This window comes from Agrobacterium larrymoorei (genome assembly GCF_037722385.1).
GTDB lineage: Bacteria > Pseudomonadota > Alphaproteobacteria > Rhizobiales > Rhizobiaceae > Agrobacterium > Agrobacterium larrymoorei_C.
This window is the reverse complement of record NZ_JBBKAQ010000004.1, coordinates 269975-285973: the sequence shown is the minus strand read 5'-3', so window position 1 is coordinate 285973 and position 15999 is coordinate 269975. Positions and strand designations below refer to the sequence as shown.

Annotated in this window: 13 protein-coding genes; 4 read left to right on the top strand and 9 right to left on the bottom strand. The window is 60.1% G+C overall.

The window, feature by feature from the left end:
* Nucleotide 1: 1 nt before the first annotated feature.
* Entirely contained in the window at nucleotides 2–1459 is a 1458-nt protein-coding gene (locus WKI41_RS09510) for a glutamate synthase subunit beta (RefSeq protein WP_340193233.1), read from the top strand.
* Between the two features lie 59 nt (nucleotides 1460–1518).
* Here WKI41_RS09510 and WKI41_RS09505 read toward each other — a convergent pair whose 3' ends face one another.
* Entirely contained in the window at nucleotides 1519–2481 is a 963-nt protein-coding gene (locus WKI41_RS09505) for a GlxA family transcriptional regulator (protein WP_340193232.1), read from the bottom strand.
* 79 nt (nucleotides 2482–2560) lie between these two features.
* Here WKI41_RS09505 and WKI41_RS09500 point away from each other — a divergent pair, with 79 nt between their 5' ends.
* Entirely contained in the window at nucleotides 2561–3232 is a 672-nt protein-coding gene (locus WKI41_RS09500) for a DJ-1/PfpI family protein (RefSeq protein ID WP_340193231.1), read from the top strand.
* A gap of 174 nt (nucleotides 3233–3406) precedes the next feature.
* Here the strand turns inward: WKI41_RS09500 and WKI41_RS09495 are convergent, their stop codons facing one another.
* The 3 genes from WKI41_RS09495 to WKI41_RS09485 all read right to left on the bottom strand — a co-directional run bounded on the left by WKI41_RS09495 (nucleotide 3407) and on the right by WKI41_RS09485 (nucleotide 6281).
* Complete coding sequence (locus tag WKI41_RS09495) at nucleotides 3407–3598, bottom strand: hypothetical protein (RefSeq protein WP_340193230.1); 192 nt, start codon at nucleotides 3596–3598, stop codon at nucleotides 3407–3409.
* A gap of 154 nt (nucleotides 3599–3752) precedes the next feature.
* On the bottom strand, nucleotides 3753–4991 hold the full coding sequence (locus WKI41_RS09490; protein ID WP_340193229.1) for a DUF459 domain-containing protein: 1239 nt from the start codon (nucleotides 4989–4991) through the stop codon (nucleotides 3753–3755).
* A 66-nt stretch (nucleotides 4992–5057) separates the two neighbouring features.
* Entirely contained in the window at nucleotides 5058–6281 is a 1224-nt protein-coding gene (locus WKI41_RS09485; RefSeq protein ID WP_340193275.1) for a lytic murein transglycosylase, read from the bottom strand.
* Nucleotides 6282–6481: 200 nt separating this feature from the next.
* Here WKI41_RS09485 and galU point away from each other — a divergent pair, with 200 nt between their 5' ends.
* The gene (gene galU, locus WKI41_RS09480) at nucleotides 6482–7372 is read left to right on the top strand and encodes a UTP--glucose-1-phosphate uridylyltransferase GalU (RefSeq protein ID WP_340193228.1); all 891 of its coding nucleotides are present in this window, start codon (nucleotides 6482–6484) and stop codon (nucleotides 7370–7372) included.
* A gap of 447 nt (nucleotides 7373–7819) precedes the next feature.
* Here the strand turns inward: galU and WKI41_RS09475 are convergent, their stop codons facing one another.
* On the bottom strand, nucleotides 7820–9364 hold the full coding sequence (locus WKI41_RS09475; protein WP_340193227.1) for a surface lipoprotein assembly modifier: 1545 nt from the start codon (nucleotides 9362–9364) through the stop codon (nucleotides 7820–7822).
* A 153-nt stretch (nucleotides 9365–9517) separates the two neighbouring features.
* Here WKI41_RS09475 and WKI41_RS09470 point away from each other — a divergent pair, with 153 nt between their 5' ends.
* A complete protein-coding gene (locus WKI41_RS09470; RefSeq protein ID WP_340193226.1) occupies nucleotides 9518–10513 on the top strand; it encodes a KpsF/GutQ family sugar-phosphate isomerase in 996 nt (331 codons plus the stop codon).
* A gap of 293 nt (nucleotides 10514–10806) precedes the next feature.
* Here the strand turns inward: WKI41_RS09470 and WKI41_RS09465 are convergent, their stop codons facing one another.
* From WKI41_RS09465 to WKI41_RS09450, 4 genes are all read right to left on the bottom strand, one after another.
* Nucleotides 10807–11271, bottom strand: coding sequence for an NfeD family protein (locus tag WKI41_RS09465; protein WP_340193225.1), 465 nt, complete (start codon nucleotides 11269–11271; stop codon nucleotides 10807–10809).
* A 1-nt stretch (nucleotide 11272) separates the two neighbouring features.
* Complete coding sequence (locus WKI41_RS09460; protein ID WP_340193224.1) at nucleotides 11273–12328, bottom strand: SPFH domain-containing protein; 1056 nt, start codon at nucleotides 12326–12328, stop codon at nucleotides 11273–11275.
* A 43-nt stretch (nucleotides 12329–12371) separates the two neighbouring features.
* Complete coding sequence (gene hemH, locus WKI41_RS09455; protein ID WP_340193223.1) at nucleotides 12372–13421, bottom strand: ferrochelatase; 1050 nt, start codon at nucleotides 13419–13421, stop codon at nucleotides 12372–12374.
* A 503-nt stretch (nucleotides 13422–13924) separates the two neighbouring features.
* Complete coding sequence (locus WKI41_RS09450; protein WP_340193222.1) at nucleotides 13925–15928, bottom strand: 5'-nucleotidase C-terminal domain-containing protein; 2004 nt, start codon at nucleotides 15926–15928, stop codon at nucleotides 13925–13927.
* Between the last annotated feature and the right edge of the window lie 71 nt (nucleotides 15929–15999).

The following is a 15999-nucleotide window of genomic DNA, read 5'->3' as shown; positions in this document are numbered from 1 at the left end:
CATGGGCAAGGTTACAGGTTTTCTGGAGATCGATCGTCAGGTTGGCAAGTATCAGCCGGCGTCGGATCGTATTCGCCATTTCCGGGAATTCACCATTCCCATGTCGGATGCCGAGGTGCAGAAGCAGGCGGCGCGCTGCATGGACTGTGGCATTCCCTATTGCCACGGCCCGACCGGCTGCCCGGTGCACAACCAGATCCCTGACTGGAACGATCTGATCTACAACAACAATTGGGAAGAGGCGATCCGCAACCTCCATTCCACCAACAACTTCCCGGAATTTACCGGCCGTGTCTGTCCGGCTCCTTGCGAGGAAGCCTGCACGCTGAACCTGGAAGATACGCCGGTTGCGATCAAGACGGTTGAACAGGCGATTGCCGACAAGGCTTACGAGCTGGGCTTCATCGTGCCGAAGCCTGCTTCCGTTCACACCGGCAAGAAGGTCGCAATCATCGGTTCCGGCCCGTCCGGTCTTGCGGCTGCCCAGCAGCTTGGCCGTGCCGGTCACGAGGTGCATGTCTATGAGCGCGAAACCAAGGCCGGTGGCCTTCTGCGCTATGGCATTCCGGACTTCAAGATGGAGAAGAACTTCATCGATCGTCGCGTCGAGCAGATCAAGGGCGAAGGCGTCACCTTCCACTACGGCGTCAATGTCGGCGTCGACATGAGCGCAGAACAGCTGATGGCCGAGCATGATGCCGTGCTTTATTGCGGCGGCTCGGAAACCCCGCGTCCGGCCGGTATAGGCGGCACGGAATTCCATGGCGTTCACGATGCCATGCCTTATCTGGTGCAGCAGAACCGTCGCGTCGGCCGCGAAAACATCGACAGCGTCGGCTGGCCTGCCGATCCGATCCTTGCTGGTGGCAAGCACGTCGTCGTCGTCGGCGGTGGCGATACCGCGTCTGACTGCGTCGGAACCGCCTTCCGCCAGGGTGCCGTCAAGGTGACCCAGCTCGACATCCGCCCTATGCCACCGGAGAAGGAAGACAAGCTTGCCGTCTGGCCCTATTGGGCAACCAAGATGCGCACCTCGTCCTCGCAGGCCGAAGGTGCCGCGCGTGAGTTCCAGGTGGCAACGCTTGAATTCGTCGGTGACGAAGATGGCGTTCTGACGGGCGTGAAGTGCTGCCAGGTGGATGAGCGCCGCAAGCCGATCGCCGGCACGGAGTTCATCATCAAGGCCGATCTCGCCTTCATCGCCATCGGCTTCTCCGGTCCCTTCACCGATAGCGTTCTGAAGGAACTGGACGGCAAGCTGACGCTCAACACCGACCGTCGTGGCTCCACCAACGTCGTGGCCAATGACCGCGACTACAAGACCTCGATCGACAAGCTGTGGGCTGCCGGCGACGTGCGCCGTGGCCAGTCGCTAGTCGTCTGGGCGATCCGCGAAGGCCGTCAGGCGGCCCGCGCCATTGACGAGGCATTGATGGGAAGTTCGGTTCTGCCGCGCTGAGCGGCTGCCGGATAATCCCATGAAGCTACGCCCGGGACTTCGTTCCGGGCGTTTTTGCTTTAAGCCGCTGCCATGAAGCGGTCGCGATAGGCTTGTGGGCTCACCCCGAAGCGGCGTTGGAACAGGCGGCGCAACGTCTCCTCGCTGCCAAAACCGGCGCGGCGCGCAGCGCGCGACACTGGCTGCGCCTGTTCCAGCAAACGCCTTGCGGTTTCCAGACGCATCTCCTCCAGTGCTTTGGCGGGCGTCACGCCGGTCTGTTCGCGGTAGTGGCGGGAAAAGCTGCGCAGGCTCATGCCGGCCTTGTCGGCAAGATTGGCAAGCGAAAGATCCTGCGTGATGTTTTCCATCATCCAGGCATGCAGACCATCGAAACGTCCACCCTCAGCCTGCAGCGTGAGAGCCGCGCTGAACTGCGACTGGCCACCCGGTCGCTTGAGAAAGACGACGAGCTGGCGGGCGACTGCCAGCGCCACATCGCGTCCGAGGTCGTTCTCGACCAAGGCCAGTGCCAGATCGATGCCGGCCGTCACACCGGCAGAGGTCCAGATCGTGCCATCCTGAATAAAGATGGGGTCTGGATCGAGCCGCACCTTGGGGAAGCGCTTCTTGAACTCGGCGCAGCGCTGCCAGTGGGTGACGGCCCGCTTGCCATCCAGCAAGCCGGTGCTGGCCAAAAGAAAAGCGCCACTGCATACCGACGCCGTTCGCCGTGCCACCTTGGAGCGTTCCCAAATCCAACGAAGAAGCGCCTGATCCTCGCAGGCACGATAGACGCCCCAGCCACCTGGAACGATCAGCGTGTCTATCGGCGTGTCGCCTGGGCGCAGGGGAGTTGTGCAGATCGGAAGGGCTGACGATGTGACGATCGGGTTCTGCGCGCCGACCACAACCGGCTGGTAAGGTGCCAGCTTTCCCGCATGCGCAAAAAAGTCGTTTGTTGAGGCAAAGACCTGCAAGGGACCTGCCACATCGAGCAGCTGGATATCGGGGAAAGCAAGTATCTCTATACGGCGGGTCATTTTGGCCTGAATCGTGGGATGAATGGCGATTGTGCCAACCATGCGCGCCTATGATGAGAGCGTCAACAGGAGAGTGTACATGACATACCGCTTCGGCTTTCTCGTCTTTCCAAATATCCAGCAGCTTGATCTGACGGGTCCTTATGAGGTCGTCGCATCGGCGCGCGATAGCACGGTGCATCTGGTGTGGAAGGACAAGATCCCGGTTCGCTCCGTGACCGGGATAAGCTTCACGCCGGATGTCGATTTCGACGACAGCCCGCAATTCGACGTGCTGTGCATTCCAGGTGGCGCGGGCGTCAACGCGCTGCTCGAGGATGAGGACGTGCTAAGTTTCATCCGGGGTCAGGCGGAAAAGGCGCGCTTCATCACCTCTGTCTGCACCGGCTCGCTTGTACTGGGTGCAGCCGGACTGCTGAAGGGAAAGCGCGCGGCGACACACTGGAACGCGATGGATTTTCTGCCGCATTTCGGCGCAACGCCGGTTTATGAGCGCGTGGTGAAGGACGGAAATCTCATCACCGCCGGTGGCGTCACCTCCGGCATCGATTTCGGCCTTTCGCTTCTGGCGGAACTGATGGGCGAGGAAGAGGCGAAGATCGTGCAGTTGTCGCTGGAATATGCGCCAGCGCCACCTTTCAGCTCCGGCACGCCGCAGGAGGCGTCGTCCGACATCCTTGAGAAGGCCAAGACTCGCATTGCCCGCTCACGTCAAGAGCGAGAACGGCTCGTCGCCCAGATCGCCCGTTGAAGCGTGTCGCGATCTTTCAGAAACGCTCATGCACCTGTTAGCGCATGTCGTTGTCCGCAATGCCGCTGCAACCTTCTGCGCGACATGCTTCGAGCGTTCCCGCGCCAACGTTCACCATAAAAAAACGGCCTCCGTGCATGATGCGCGAAGGCCGTTTTCCCACATGCGTGGAAATCAGTGCTTGTTCTTGTGGCTCTGCTGGCCGGCCTTCATGTGCTGCTCGGACGAGCCGCCCTGCTTGCCGCTGGTCTTGCTGTCCGAAGAAGACTTGGACGAAGCGCTGCGGGTTGACTTGTCGTCGCTGTTCTTGTGCGACTGCTTGCCAGCCTTGACGTGCTGTTCGTGCGTGCCACCTTGATTGGCCATGACGGTATACTCCTCATATCCATCTTTTTAAGCAAAGGCCTCATGCCTTGCCGGGCGTTAACACGACGCCCGGGAAGATCGTTCCGCTTTTAATATTTCGTGATGAAAAAGATGGGCGCTCGGGTAGCCGACTACCGGTTTTCCCGCAAGACGTTCATTTTGCAGCGGTTTCACCCGTTGGAGGCATGCGATAGTCATCGACGCGTCCCAGCGGCGCATCGTCCATCAGCCCGCGCTTCGTCAATCTTTCACGTGGCGTTTCGACGACGGAGAACTTGGCGGGTGCCTGCTTACCCCCCAGCAAAGCGTCGCCACCGTCGAGGTCTGGATCGGTCAGGCTGATCGGTTGGGTGCGCACCTGCTGGGCATCAATGCCAAGAGCGGGCAGAGATGTGAGCGAGGGAAGGTTGCTGCCGTCAAGCGTGCCAAGGCCGGGCTCTGCACCATCCAGATGGCGACGGACGAATTTTTCTACATAGAAAGCCAGCTTCTGCTTGCCGGCCTGCGTCATGCCGATGCCATCGGCTTCGCGCAGACGGGCCTGCTGGCCGTTCACGTCATAGCCGGTGGTCACGTACTTGCCGCCCTCATCCACAAACCCATCCCAGACATCGACGAACTCGCCGCCGAGCTTTTCGATATGGCTGCGGTAAAGCCGGTTGAAGCCGACGAAATCGGCCGTCAGCGATGGCGACTGGAAGGCGGGCAGGCCGACCCAGAGCACCGGCACCTGCTGGCGCTTGGCGAGCGTGATCAGCGCGTCGATGCGCTTCTCGTATTCCTTGAACCACAGTTCGGTGCCGTATTTCTCTTTGGTGCCGCCAATGTCCATCGCCTGACGGTCGTTGGAGCCCATCATGATCACGATGGTGGCCGGCTTGGTGTCCTTGATGAACTGCGGGAGATTGGCAAACCAGTCGTAGTAATCCGAGCGCACCAGGCCGGACGAGCCATTGGCGCGTACATCGATCACGATCCCCGCAGAGCCTTCGAAGGTGGAGACCAGCGCTTCGCCCATGGCACCGGCAAGAAAATCGCCGACGACGAGGACGCGCCGCGCGTTTTCCTGCTTTTCCACCGGCGCTGGCTTGGCGGTACGCATCTGTACCACCGAGGGCGTGCTGCGCGGCGCCGAAGGCCGCGTGACGGATCGGCTGGAATTTTGCCGTTGCGGCGCGGCCTGCCGGCGCTGCTCACGGCGTTCAGGCGAATAGAGGCGGTCGTTTTGCTGGTTCGGGCCACCAAAAAGCATTTCCAGAAGCGTGCGACGCTCGCGATACTCCTGCGCAACGGCGGGCGCTGTCCAAGCGGGCAGGCAGAGTGTCACGACAAGAAGCGCGACGTTGCCGCGCTTCAAAGTCTTTGCGAGTGGGCCTGCTTCTCTGGTGGTCATGGCGTGATGTTCCCGAGACGGTCCCATTGACTGTATGCTAATATTCGAGGCCCGTCAGAACTTTTATCAGTTACGAAGCGCTCTTAGCAGGGTCTGCGATGGCTCGCCATCATTCTGCAGGCCCATGCGCTTCTGAATTGCACTGATTGCCGCCTTCGAGCCGGAGCCGAAGTTGCCGTCGATCTCGCCATCATAATAGCCGAGTTCCTTCATGCGCGTCTGAAGCTCGAACTTTTCCTTGATGTCGAGCGTGCCATTCGGGCGCGGCCACTTCTGCTGCATGCCGCCATAGCCTGCGATCTCGTCTGCCAGAAGGCCGACGGCCAGCGCGTAGCTGTCGGACGCGTTGTAGCGCTTGATGGTGAAGAAGTTCTTGGTCATCAGGAAGCCTGGACCATTCGAACCACCCTCGAGCTTCAGCGTCGCGCGGTCAGAGCCGCGTTGGAAACCCTTGCCGTTAGGGCGGGAGAAGCCGAGCCTCTGCCACTCGGCCAACGTCTTCGTCTGGTCCGCATAACGCGCGCCGCCCGCAGGCACCGCGGTCTCGTACCCCCAGGTCCGGCCAGGCTCCCAGCCGTTCTTGGCCAGCAGGTTGGCAGCGGTCGCCAGCGCATCCGGCACGGAATGCCAGATGTCGCGCTTGCCGTTTCCATCGGCGTCGACCGCATAGAGCAGGTAGCTCGTCGGAATGAACTGTGTGTGGCCCATGGCGCCGGCCCAGGAGCCGGTCAATTGCTTGGGCGTCACGTCACCGGACTGGAGGATCTTCAAGGCTGCAATCAGCTGCGTGCGGGCAAACTTGGCGCGCTTGGGATCGGAATAGGCAAGCGTTGCCAGTGCCTGGGGAATATTGTGCAGGCGTTCTGGCTTCTCCAGCACCGCGCCGTAATTGGATTCCATCGACCAGATGGCGAGGATGACGTGCTTGTCGACGCCGAAATTGCGCTCGATCCAGTTGAGCGTCGTGGCGTGCTTCATCTTCATCTCGCGGCCGATGCGCACTGTGTAGGGGTTCACGCGGCTGTCGAGATAATCCCATATCTGAGTGGTGAATTCGGGCTGGAAGGTTGCCTTGCGCAGCGCATCCGGATCAGGTTCAGTCACGCCTGCAAAGGCTTTCTGATAGGTCGCGCGCGAAATGCCTTCCTTGGCGGCTGTGGCATAGAACTGGTTGATCCATTGTTTGAAACCCGCATCTGCACTTGCAGTGACGGGCGTCAAAGCAATTGTCAGGCCTGCGAGTGCCACGCAGCCAAATTTACGGACGCCGGAAAGGATCATCTTTTTCATCGTCAGTCTTTCGTTTCTCTCGAATGTCAGTTCGATTGCGAGATACGCATCGGGCTTCACGATGGGGTACCAAATTAAAGTCAACAAATTCTTTACCATTAACCAAAGGTAAGGTCACTCTTTACAAAAACTTGCCACTTTTGAGATAACAAAGTCGTGCGCGGACTTCAAAAACCGATTCAATCTCTGAGGAGGGATGTGTGGTAGAAAAAAAGAAAATTCGGAAAGCAGTTTTTCCCGTGGCTGGCCTTGGCACACGCTTCCTGCCGGCAACCAAAGCTGTTCCGAAGGAAATGCTGACTGTCGTCGACAAGCCGGTGATCCAGTATGTGGTGGACGAGGCGGCTGAGGCCGGTATCGAGCATTTCGTGTTCGTCACCGGACGCGGCAAGGGCGTCATCGAAGACTACTTCGACATCCAGTTCGAACTGGAGCAGATGCTGCGTGAGCGCAACAAGAACGCCGAACTGACGCTGCTGTCGAACATTCTGCCCAAGGCCGGCACGGCCAGCTTCACCCGCCAGCAGGTTCCGCTCGGTCTCGGCCACGCGGTCTGGTGCGCCCGTGACATCGTCGGTGATGAGCCCTTCGCGGTTCTTCTGCCTGACATGATCATGACCGGCGACAACAAGTCCTGCCTCAAGGGCATGGTCGAACTCTACGATCAGAGCGGCGGCAACGTTCTGGCAGTCGAAGAATGCGCACCGGAACTCGCCCATCGTTACGGCATCGTCGCGCCGGGTGAGGAGATCGGCAACGGTTTCCGCATCACCGACATGGTGGAAAAGCCTGCGAAGGGCACACAGCCGTCGAACTACTTCATCAACGGTCGCTACATCCTTCAGCCGGAAATCTTCACGCTTCTGGAAACGCAGGAGCGCGGTGCCGGCAACGAGATCCAGCTGACAGACAGCATGCTGAAGCTTCTCAAACAGCAGGACTTTACCGCATATCCGTTCCGCGGCGAAACCTACGACACTGGCGCCAAGGATGGCTTCATTCTCGCCAACCTGGCCTTCGCCCTGCAGCGCGAAGACATCCGTCCGCTGATCGAAGGCCCGCTGAAGGACCTCATCGCCAAAATGGGCTGATGACCGGATCACTCTTGCCCTGCCATGTTGGACTTGATCTCGAGTGGCTGCGAGAGGCATCGGCTCTGATAAACGTCAATCCCGGCCTCGTGCCGGGATTTGTTTTCGTGGCATAGGCCCACACTTGTCCGGTGCTATGGTCGGGGCTCGACTGGACCTCCACAAGGCTACGAAAGCTTGACCCACTGCTGGCCGGGTTCGTTGCGAGTGCGACCAATGTCGCTGATAAAGCTCCTCATTCCTGTGCTTGTCACAGGAATCCAGTCAGACCAAGTCTTTGGTCTGAAAAGACCTTTCTCGCCGCGCAGACGCGCGTCGGCCGGATTCCTGTGACAAGCACAGGAATGAGGGAGGAGGAGAAAGCGTCACCAAAAGAGAGCTATCGCTCATTAACCGGACAGAAGTGGGTCAAGCGCAAGATTGAGCGGGTGCGACAGGATCAACGTCCTATCGCTTCAGCGTCAACCCTGCACCGATGCGCCAATTGTTGTTGTTGGTCACAGGCGTGGTTTCGTAGCTGACGTCGGTGGTGAAATCGAGATAGCGGTTGATGTTCCAGGTGACACCGGCGCCAAGCGTATATTTGGTCTCGTCTTTGATGCTGGAGGTCTGGAAGTTGCGCCGCTCCAGGCCGGTCGTAAGCCGTGCTACGAGGTCATAGCGCAACTGCTGGATCAGGCCGACGGTCAACTGGCGGGTAACCCAGCCGCCCTCAGGCCCGCCAGCAAAGTCCTCGATGTCTGTCTTCAGGCCGAAATTGACGTCCGTTCCGCGCATCGGAGACCAGGTGAGGGTGCTATCGGTGGTCAGCGCGTTGACGGATGCCAGGCGGCTATCGTCATAGTCGCGACGAAGAAGGCCGACGGCGACTTCGCCGCGCCACTTCTCACCGAGATCGATCTGCGTTCCGACCTTTGCCCCATAGGTGGTGGAGGAGCGCTGGTAACCCGTTCTGTCCGTCTTCTGGTCGTAGGAACTGAGCGCGCCCGTTGCTTCCATGAAGGGGATGAGGGCGGGCGATACTTCATAGCCGACGCGTCCGCGGATGGCCGCACCTGCGCGGTCGCGATCGGAGAGGCTGATCGACTGGCCGTTCAACCCCTTGGCATCGGTATAGATGGTGCGCGTCAGATCGAGTGCGGCAAGCGTCTTGACGAGGCCGATATTGTGCTCGACCGAGGCGCCTGTGGTGAAGAGATGCTCGCCGCCCTGCACCGCAGCACCCGTGATGGCGTTGGGGTCAGTGGTGTCCTCACGGCTGAAGGTGTAACCCGCCTTCAGCCTGGCTGTCGTCTGGTCGGCCAGATCGAGCCGCAGTTCGGCCTGCGCATTCGCGCTCGGATTTTCGCCCGCACTGCTGCCGCCGAGGTTGCGCTCATAGATCCCTTCGCCGGTGACGGTCAGCGCATGGCGCGACCAGTCGCTCGTCAAGGTGCCGCGGATACCGGTCGCCAGATAATTGCGGTTGGTCGATCCTGTGGCGAATGTCTTGTTCTCATGGTTGATCGTCTGGCTGATGGAGGGGCGAAGCGTCAGCGTGCCGATGCGGATGCCGGGCGCTGCACCATCATCGATGGCCGCTTTCTCTCCGCCATCGAGCGTCGTCTCATAGGTGTTCTCGCGCCGGTCAACCGGTTCGATCGCTTCATCGACGGGCTCCTGAACAGCGCTGCCTGGATCGACGCTTGCGCGCGTGCCGTTCGTGGTCGTTGTGCCGGTGGTCGGTCGCGGCGTGGGAACGACGGTCGCCGCAGGCGTCGGGTCCTGGCCAGACGCTGGATCGTTGGCGTAAGGGTCGGCGCTTTGCAGGCCAGCTGGCTGAACCGGGGCATTACGACCCGTGTTCTGGCCGGTATTCTGGCCTCTGTTCTGCCCGGTTGTCTGGGCGTACGCGGGCGAAGACAGCGACAGACACAGCGACAGGCAGGCCGGCAGAGCGGCGGCTGCTCTGCGCAACGTCTTCAGACGCAGCGCGGTGCTGTGAGAGGTCATGCGTTTCACCCGGGTTCGGTATCTTGGTTACCCAAAGGTAAAATCGCATGGTTAATATCTGGTTGATTACGTACGCTCTTGCAGCTTTCGACGGGCAGGCAGAGCGGATTTCGCCAATGGACAGGCAAAGGTGAAAAGAGTAACAGTCCGGCCATGACCACAAGATCTGCTGCCCTGACCGAAAACAACGCCATCGAGTCCGCGCTCAGAACCGTTTCGATCGAGCGGAACGGGCTGGCGGCGCTGGAGACTGCGCTGACTGGTGAGCTCGGCGATGCCTTCGCCAAAGCTGTCGATGTGATCGGCAACATCACCGGGCGGCTGATCATCACTGGTGTTGGAAAAAGTGGGCATATCGGTGCCAAGCTCGCAGCCACCTTCGCCTCTACCGGCACGCCCGCCTTCTTCGTGCATGCTGCGGAAGCCAATCACGGCGATCTTGGCATGATTGGCGGCAATGATGTGGTGCTGGCAATTTCCAAGGGTGGCGAGAGTGCCGAGCTTCGCAGCATCATCAATTACACTCGCCGCTTTGCCATCCCGCTGCTTGCGCTGACCTGCGCCAAGGGCGGATCGCTCGCCAAGGCGTCCGATATCGTCCTTCTGATCCCGGATGAGGAAGAGGCCTGCCCGCATCGGCTGGCGCCCACCACGTCCACCTTGATGCAGCTTGCGCTTGGCGATGCGCTGGCGATTGCGCTGCTTGAGGCGCGCAAGTTCACTGCCGGTGATTTCCGCGTGTTCCATCCGGGCGGCAAGCTTGGTGCGAGCCTCACGGTCGTCGGCGATATCATGCATACGGGCGAGCGCGTGCCGCTTGTGGCACAGGGTACGCCGGTCGCGGATGCCATACGGGTGCTGGCGCAAAAGCACTTTGGCTGCGTTGCCGTATTGGATGAAGACGGGCGCCTATGCGGCATCGTCACCGAAGGCGATATGGCGCGCAATCTCACGCGCAATCTCGCCGAACTGACGGTTGACGATATCATGACGCGCACGCCGAAGACCGTGACGAGAGACGTTCTGGCGACGGCGGCGCTTGCGACGCTCGAGAAGCATCATATCGGTGCGTTGATCGTCATCGACGGAGACAAGAAACCGATTGGCCTCGTTCATTTTCACGATCTGCTTCGGATTGGCGTTGCCTGAGGGGTTGCCTCAGCGCTTTAGGGTGACGCCAACCTCAACATTGACTTTTGGGTCACCCTCGGGCTCGACCCACTGTTGTCCGGTTTGACGAGAGGTAGCGTGTTTGGTAGCGCCTTCTCATCCTCTCGTGTCCTTATAGCTGTCGTGGTGCAGGCGTGTCTCAAACGGCAAGCGGGGCAATAAGATGAAGCTTTATCAGCCACATAGGCCGCAGCTCGCAAAGTTGAACCGGATAAGTTTGGGTCAGGCCCGACCATGACGCTGTAGGGGCTTTCAGACCTTTGTCATGACCCTCAGCCTTCAGCCCTCTCCACTGTCAATGTGCGGCCATGGGCCGAGGCGATGCGCACGCGCGTGCCGGCAGGTTGGTCGGCGCCCTGCACCGGCCACCATGTATCATCCAGACGAATGCGACCGCGGCCTTCGGTGATCGGCTCCTGAAGGGTTGCCGTGCGGCCGACGAGGCTTGCTTCGCGTTGATTGAGGAAGGGCTCGTCTGTTGCCGCGTGCTTGCGGTCATAGTAACGGCGACCGGCAACGGCGAAGACGACGGAGAGTGCTGCGAAAAGCAGGAGTTGGATCTGCCAGCCCCAGAAGCCCATATCCCAAAGCGCCAGCGACAGCGCACCCACCACCAGTGCTGCCGCGCCAATCCAGATGAGGAAGACGCCCGGTGCCGCCAATTCCGCCACCAGCAGGATGGCCGCCAGCAGCCACCAGCTCCACGGACCGAGATCGGCGACGAGTTTCTGGATCATCTTACTTGTCCGTCGGGCCGGCGAAAGGGTTCGGTACAGTCACATTGATCGTCTGGCTGGCGGGACGGTTGGACGGCGGAACGGAAGAGCGGGCCGTCGTTGCCCGTGGTGCCGGCGGAGGTGTTACGCCGTCACTGTCCTTGCCGAACACTTCGCGGGCAATGGCGCCAATGCCGCCGAGTGAGCCGATCAGCGACGACGCTTCCATCGGCATCAGCACGATCTTGGAGTTGGTCGCCTTGCCGATATCGGCGAGCGCTTCCGTATATTTCTGGGCGATGAAGTAGTTGATGGCGTGGATATCGCCCGCGGCAATCGCTTCGGAGACCATTCGGGTCGCATTGGCCTCGGCCTCTGCCAGACGCTCGCGTGCCTCGGCATCGCGGAAGGCGGCTTCGCGCTGGCCCTCGGCTTCCAGAATGGCCGATTGCTTGGCGCCTTCGGCACGCAGGATCTGGGCGTTGCGCGAGCCTTCAGCCTCCAGAACCTGGGCGCGCTTCTCACGCTCGGCCTTCATCTGGCGGGCCATGGAGGTGACGAGATCCTTTGGCGGCGCGATGTCCTTGATTTCGATGCGGGTAACCTTGATGCCCCAAGGGCCGACGGCTTCATCGACGACGCGCAGCAGGCGATCATTGATCGCATCGCGGTTGGAGAGAAGCTCGTCCAGATCCATCGAGCCCATGACGGAGCGGATGTTGGTCATCGTCAGGTTCTGGATGGCGAATTCCAGATTGGCGATCTGGTAGGCGGCCTGGGCCGCATTCAGCACCTGGTAGAAGGCCACCGCATCGGCCGACACGCTGGCATTGTCCTTGGTGATGACTTCCTGGGTGGGGATGTCCAGCACCTGCTCCATCACATTCATGCGCGCGCCAATGCGCTCGATGAAGGGCGTGATGATGTTGAGGCCGGGCTCCAGCGTGCGGGTGTAGCGGCCGAACCGCTCCACAGTGTAGCGGTAGCCCTGCGGCACAGTCTTGATACCGGCCACCAGCGTCAGGATGACAAGAATGACCGCCGCTATGACAAAAATATCGAAACCGCTCAAATCCATTCCTGCTCTCCTATTTCATCAACGAAGGGTCGACGGGACTGGATCAGACCCAGCCCTGCAACTCCTTGCGCACAACTTTTTCGAGAACCCGCATACCATCCGCACTATCATTGAGGCAAGGAATATGGGTGAACTTCTCGCCGCCATGGTGCAGGAAGCTCTCGCCCGCTTCACCAGCAATTTCTTCCAGCGTCTCAAGACAATCGGAGACGAAGCCGGGGTTCATCACCGCGATGCGCTTCACCCCTTCGGTCGCCAGCTTCTCGACTGTCTTGTCGGTATAGGGCTGGAGCCATTCTTCCGGTCCGAAGCGCGACTGGAAGGTGATGATGAAGCGATCCTTCTCAAGCCCCAGCTTCTCGCGCAACAGGCGGCCGGTCTTCATGCACTGGCAGTGATAGGGATCGCCCTTCTTGAAGTAGGATTGCGGAATGCCGTGGAAGGAAGCGATCAGCTTTTCCGGCTCCCAGTCCAGCGTTGCCAGATGAGCTTTCACCGAACTCGCCAGCGCATCGATATAGGTCTCGTCATCATGATAGGGTGGCACGGTGCGTAAGGCGGGCTGCCAGCGCATCTTCATCAGATGTTCGAAGGCCTTGTCGTTGACGGTTGCCGTGGTGGCGGCCGCATATTGCGGATAGAGCGGGAAGAGCAGGATTTTTTCGCAGCCCTGTTCTTTCAGCGCATCGATCTTGGAGGCGATGGACGGCTGGCCGTAGCGCATGCCCCAATCGACGACCACATTCGGAAGATCGGTGAGTGCCTGCGCCATCAGGTCCGACTGGTTGCGGGTATAGGTGCGCAGATAGCTTTCGTTCTTCTCGTGGTTCCAGATTTCCTCATAGGCCTTGCCGACCTTCTGCGGGCGCTTGTTCAGCACGATGCCGTAGAGGATCGGGTACCAGAAGACGCGCGACCACTCGATGACGCGCTTGTCGCTCAGGAACTCCGCAAGATAGCGGCGCATGGATTTGTAATCCGTGCCATCCGGCGTGCCGAGATTGACGAGAAGAACGCCGACCTTGCCGAATGAGACCTTCGGATGGTCCTTGGGCAGGTGGCTTGCGGGGAAGGTGGTGATGTCTGCGGCCATTAACTTGTCCTGAACTCTCATGATTCGCGGAAGATTACGTCCGCGCGCGCATCGTGGATCAATATGTAATGCATCGCTGGCCTGATCTGAATTGATTTTTGACAAAGCGCGCGTGGCATATCAGCGCGATGCGGGATGATTGAGCGGTTGACGCCCCGTTGCAAGGGTCGCGACATTGGTGTTGTCCCTTCCGCGCACTCGTAAGCCGGTGGAAAGATGGATCCTCGGGTCAAGCCCGAGGATGACGGCAGAGAGTTCTTTTGGCATTGGAGATCCAAAAGAAGCCGTTCAGTGGTGTAGTGACCTCCAGTCGGAGCGCCTGTTTCGCCAACCTTGTTCGCGGGCTCCAATCCCTCCTCCGCGTCATCCTCGGCCTTGAGCCGAGGATCCATCTTTTCAATGGCTTGCGGATGATTATGTTCATCCGCGGCCCGGGGACGAGCCGAAAACCAAAAGCCGGCCCGCAATGCGAACCGGCTTTCTTGTCATCAATCAACCAAAGATCAGTTCGCCGGAATGGTCAGCTCTTCGCCGATCTCGATATGGTTGGGACGACGCAGCTCGTTGGCTTCGGCGATCTTCTTCCATTCGATACCGTTGCCGTACTTCTCCTCGGCGATCTTCCACAGCGAGTCGCCCTTAGTGACGACGTATTTTGCTGCCGCGGTAGCGGCTGCCGGTGCGGATGGCGACGTGGTGGAAGGTGCCGATGGTGCCGCCGCAGCAGGCGCTTCGGCTGCAGGCGCTGGCGCGCTTGGAGCCGGAGTTGCTGGTGCAGGGGTGGCAGGCGCCGGAGCGGCAGGACCGGGGGCTGCAGGGGCCTGGGCGGTTGTGGCCGGCGCAGGTGCAGCCGGGGCCGCTGCGGCCGGCTGCTTCGGCGGGGCGACGTAATCGGCAGGCGTTGCGTCTACAATGCGGCCATCGGTGTAGGGCTTGTAGGGGCTGTGAGCGCCAATATAGGCGGCAACGGCATCTTCCAGGCTTGGTCCGAAGTCATAAGGGTTGATTGCCTTGGTGGCGAAGGTCTTGAAGCCGTCGCCGCCGGTGCGGTTGTAGTTGTTGGTTACAACGCCATAGGTCTTCTCAGGGTCGAGCTTGACGAAGTTGTCGCCTTCCTTGACCTCGACGGAAACGATGCGGCTTCCCGCTGGCTTCGAGCGGTCGAAGGTATATTTCAGGCCCGACGCCTGGACGAAGCGACCAGCCCCTTCTTCAATCTGGCTTGCGCCGTTTTCGAGTGCGGCCTGCAGGTCGGCGCCCTTGATCTGGAAGGTGGCGATGGAGTTCTGGAACGGCAGAACCGTCAGAACTTCGCCCATCGTTACCGGACCGGCATCGATGGAGGCGCGAAGACCGCCGCCATTCTGGATAGCAATGGTGATGCCCTGATCCTTGACGCGGTCGAGCAGCGCGTCAGCGACGAGGTTGCCCATGGAGCATTCCTTGACGCGGCAAACCTCGCGCGAACCGTCGATCGGGGCTTCGCTGACGCCGATCTCCTTCTTCTTCATTTCCTCCAGCGGTGCGGCCAGTTCTGCCACGCGCTTGTTGAAACCTTCATCCTGGGCAACGGCGGCATCCAAGAGCTTCGGCGCGCCTGTTGCGGATTTCACCACACCATTGTCGTCGAAGGTGACGGTCAGATCGCCGAGATACTTGGAATAGGCGTATGCGGTGACGACCGGAACATCGACGCCGGACGGGTTCTTGACCAGCGTCGGATAGGGGCCAGCAGCCTTCGGATCGGTGCTGGAGAGCAGTGTGTGGCTGTGGCCGCCGACGATCACGTCGATGCCATCCACTTCCCTGGCGATTTCCTGGTCGCGCACATAACCGACATGCGAGAGCAGCACGATCTTGTTGACGCCCTGGTCCTGAAGCTCCTTCACCGCGCCTTTCAGGTAAGTGACTTCGTCTTCAAAGGAGACCTTGTCACCCGGCGAGGAGGTTTCGCCAGTATCGGTGGCAAGAACGGACACCACGCCAACCTTCTGACCGCCCATTTCCTTGACGACGTAGCCCTTGAACTTGTCCTTCAGCTCAGAGCCGTCGGCAATCTTGGTATTGCCGGAAATGATCGGGAACTTGGCAGCGTTGATCAGCTTCAAAAGTTCGGCCGGGCCATCATCGAACTCATGGTTGCCGATTGCCATGGCATCGAAGCCGATGCCGTTCATGAACTCGGCAACCGGGCCGCTTTTGTACTGCGTGTAGAAGAGCGAGCCCTGAAACTCATCGCCGGCATCGAGAACGAGGATATTGGCGTTCGGTCCAAGCTCAGAGCGGCGCGCATCGATGGCGCCCTTCACGCGGGCAATGCCGCCAAAGCATTCCTTCTTCTCCGTCTCGGCAGCCGAGCAGGTGGAGTCATACTTGTTGATCGGCTCGATGCGGGAATGGAGATCGTTGATATGCAGGATGTTGAGTTGATAATCGGCGAGTGCTGCGCCTGCCGACAGAGCGACCGCGGATGCGGTCATCAGGCCAAATCTCAAAATCCTGTTCATCAGTCTCTCTCCTGTTGATGTCTTGCGTTCCGTATCAGACCGTTCACACCCCTAGCTAGTTCAAGACTGTG

Excerpts from the sequence above, each read along its gene's own strand:
- WKI41_RS09510 (WP_340193233.1), top strand. The coding sequence starts at position 2 with ATGGGCAAGGTTACAGGTTTTCTGGAGATCGATCGTCAGGTTGGCAAG.
- WKI41_RS09505 (WP_340193232.1), bottom strand. The coding sequence starts at position 2,481 with ATGACCCGCCGTATAGAGATACTTGCTTTCCCCGATATCCAGCTGCTC.
- WKI41_RS09500 (WP_340193231.1), top strand. The coding sequence starts at position 2,561 with ATGACATACCGCTTCGGCTTTCTCGTCTTTCCAAATATCCAGCAGCTT.
- WKI41_RS09495 (WP_340193230.1), bottom strand. The coding sequence starts at position 3,598 with ATGGCCAATCAAGGTGGCACGCACGAACAGCACGTCAAGGCTGGCAAG.
- WKI41_RS09490 (WP_340193229.1), bottom strand. The coding sequence starts at position 4,991 with ATGACCACCAGAGAAGCAGGCCCACTCGCAAAGACTTTGAAGCGCGGC.
- WKI41_RS09485 (WP_340193275.1), bottom strand. The coding sequence starts at position 6,281 with ATGAAAAAGATGATCCTTTCCGGCGTCCGTAAATTTGGCTGCGTGGCA.
- WKI41_RS09475 (WP_340193227.1), bottom strand. The coding sequence starts at position 9,364 with ATGACCTCTCACAGCACCGCGCTGCGTCTGAAGACGTTGCGCAGAGCA.
- WKI41_RS09470 (WP_340193226.1), top strand. The coding sequence starts at position 9,518 with ATGACCACAAGATCTGCTGCCCTGACCGAAAACAACGCCATCGAGTCC.
- WKI41_RS09465 (WP_340193225.1), bottom strand. The coding sequence starts at position 11,271 with ATGATCCAGAAACTCGTCGCCGATCTCGGTCCGTGGAGCTGGTGGCTG.
- WKI41_RS09460 (WP_340193224.1), bottom strand. The coding sequence starts at position 12,328 with ATGGATTTGAGCGGTTTCGATATTTTTGTCATAGCGGCGGTCATTCTT.
- hemH (WP_340193223.1), bottom strand. The coding sequence starts at position 13,421 with ATGGCCGCAGACATCACCACCTTCCCCGCAAGCCACCTGCCCAAGGAC.
- WKI41_RS09450 (WP_340193222.1), bottom strand. The coding sequence starts at position 15,928 with ATGAACAGGATTTTGAGATTTGGCCTGATGACCGCATCCGCGGTCGCT.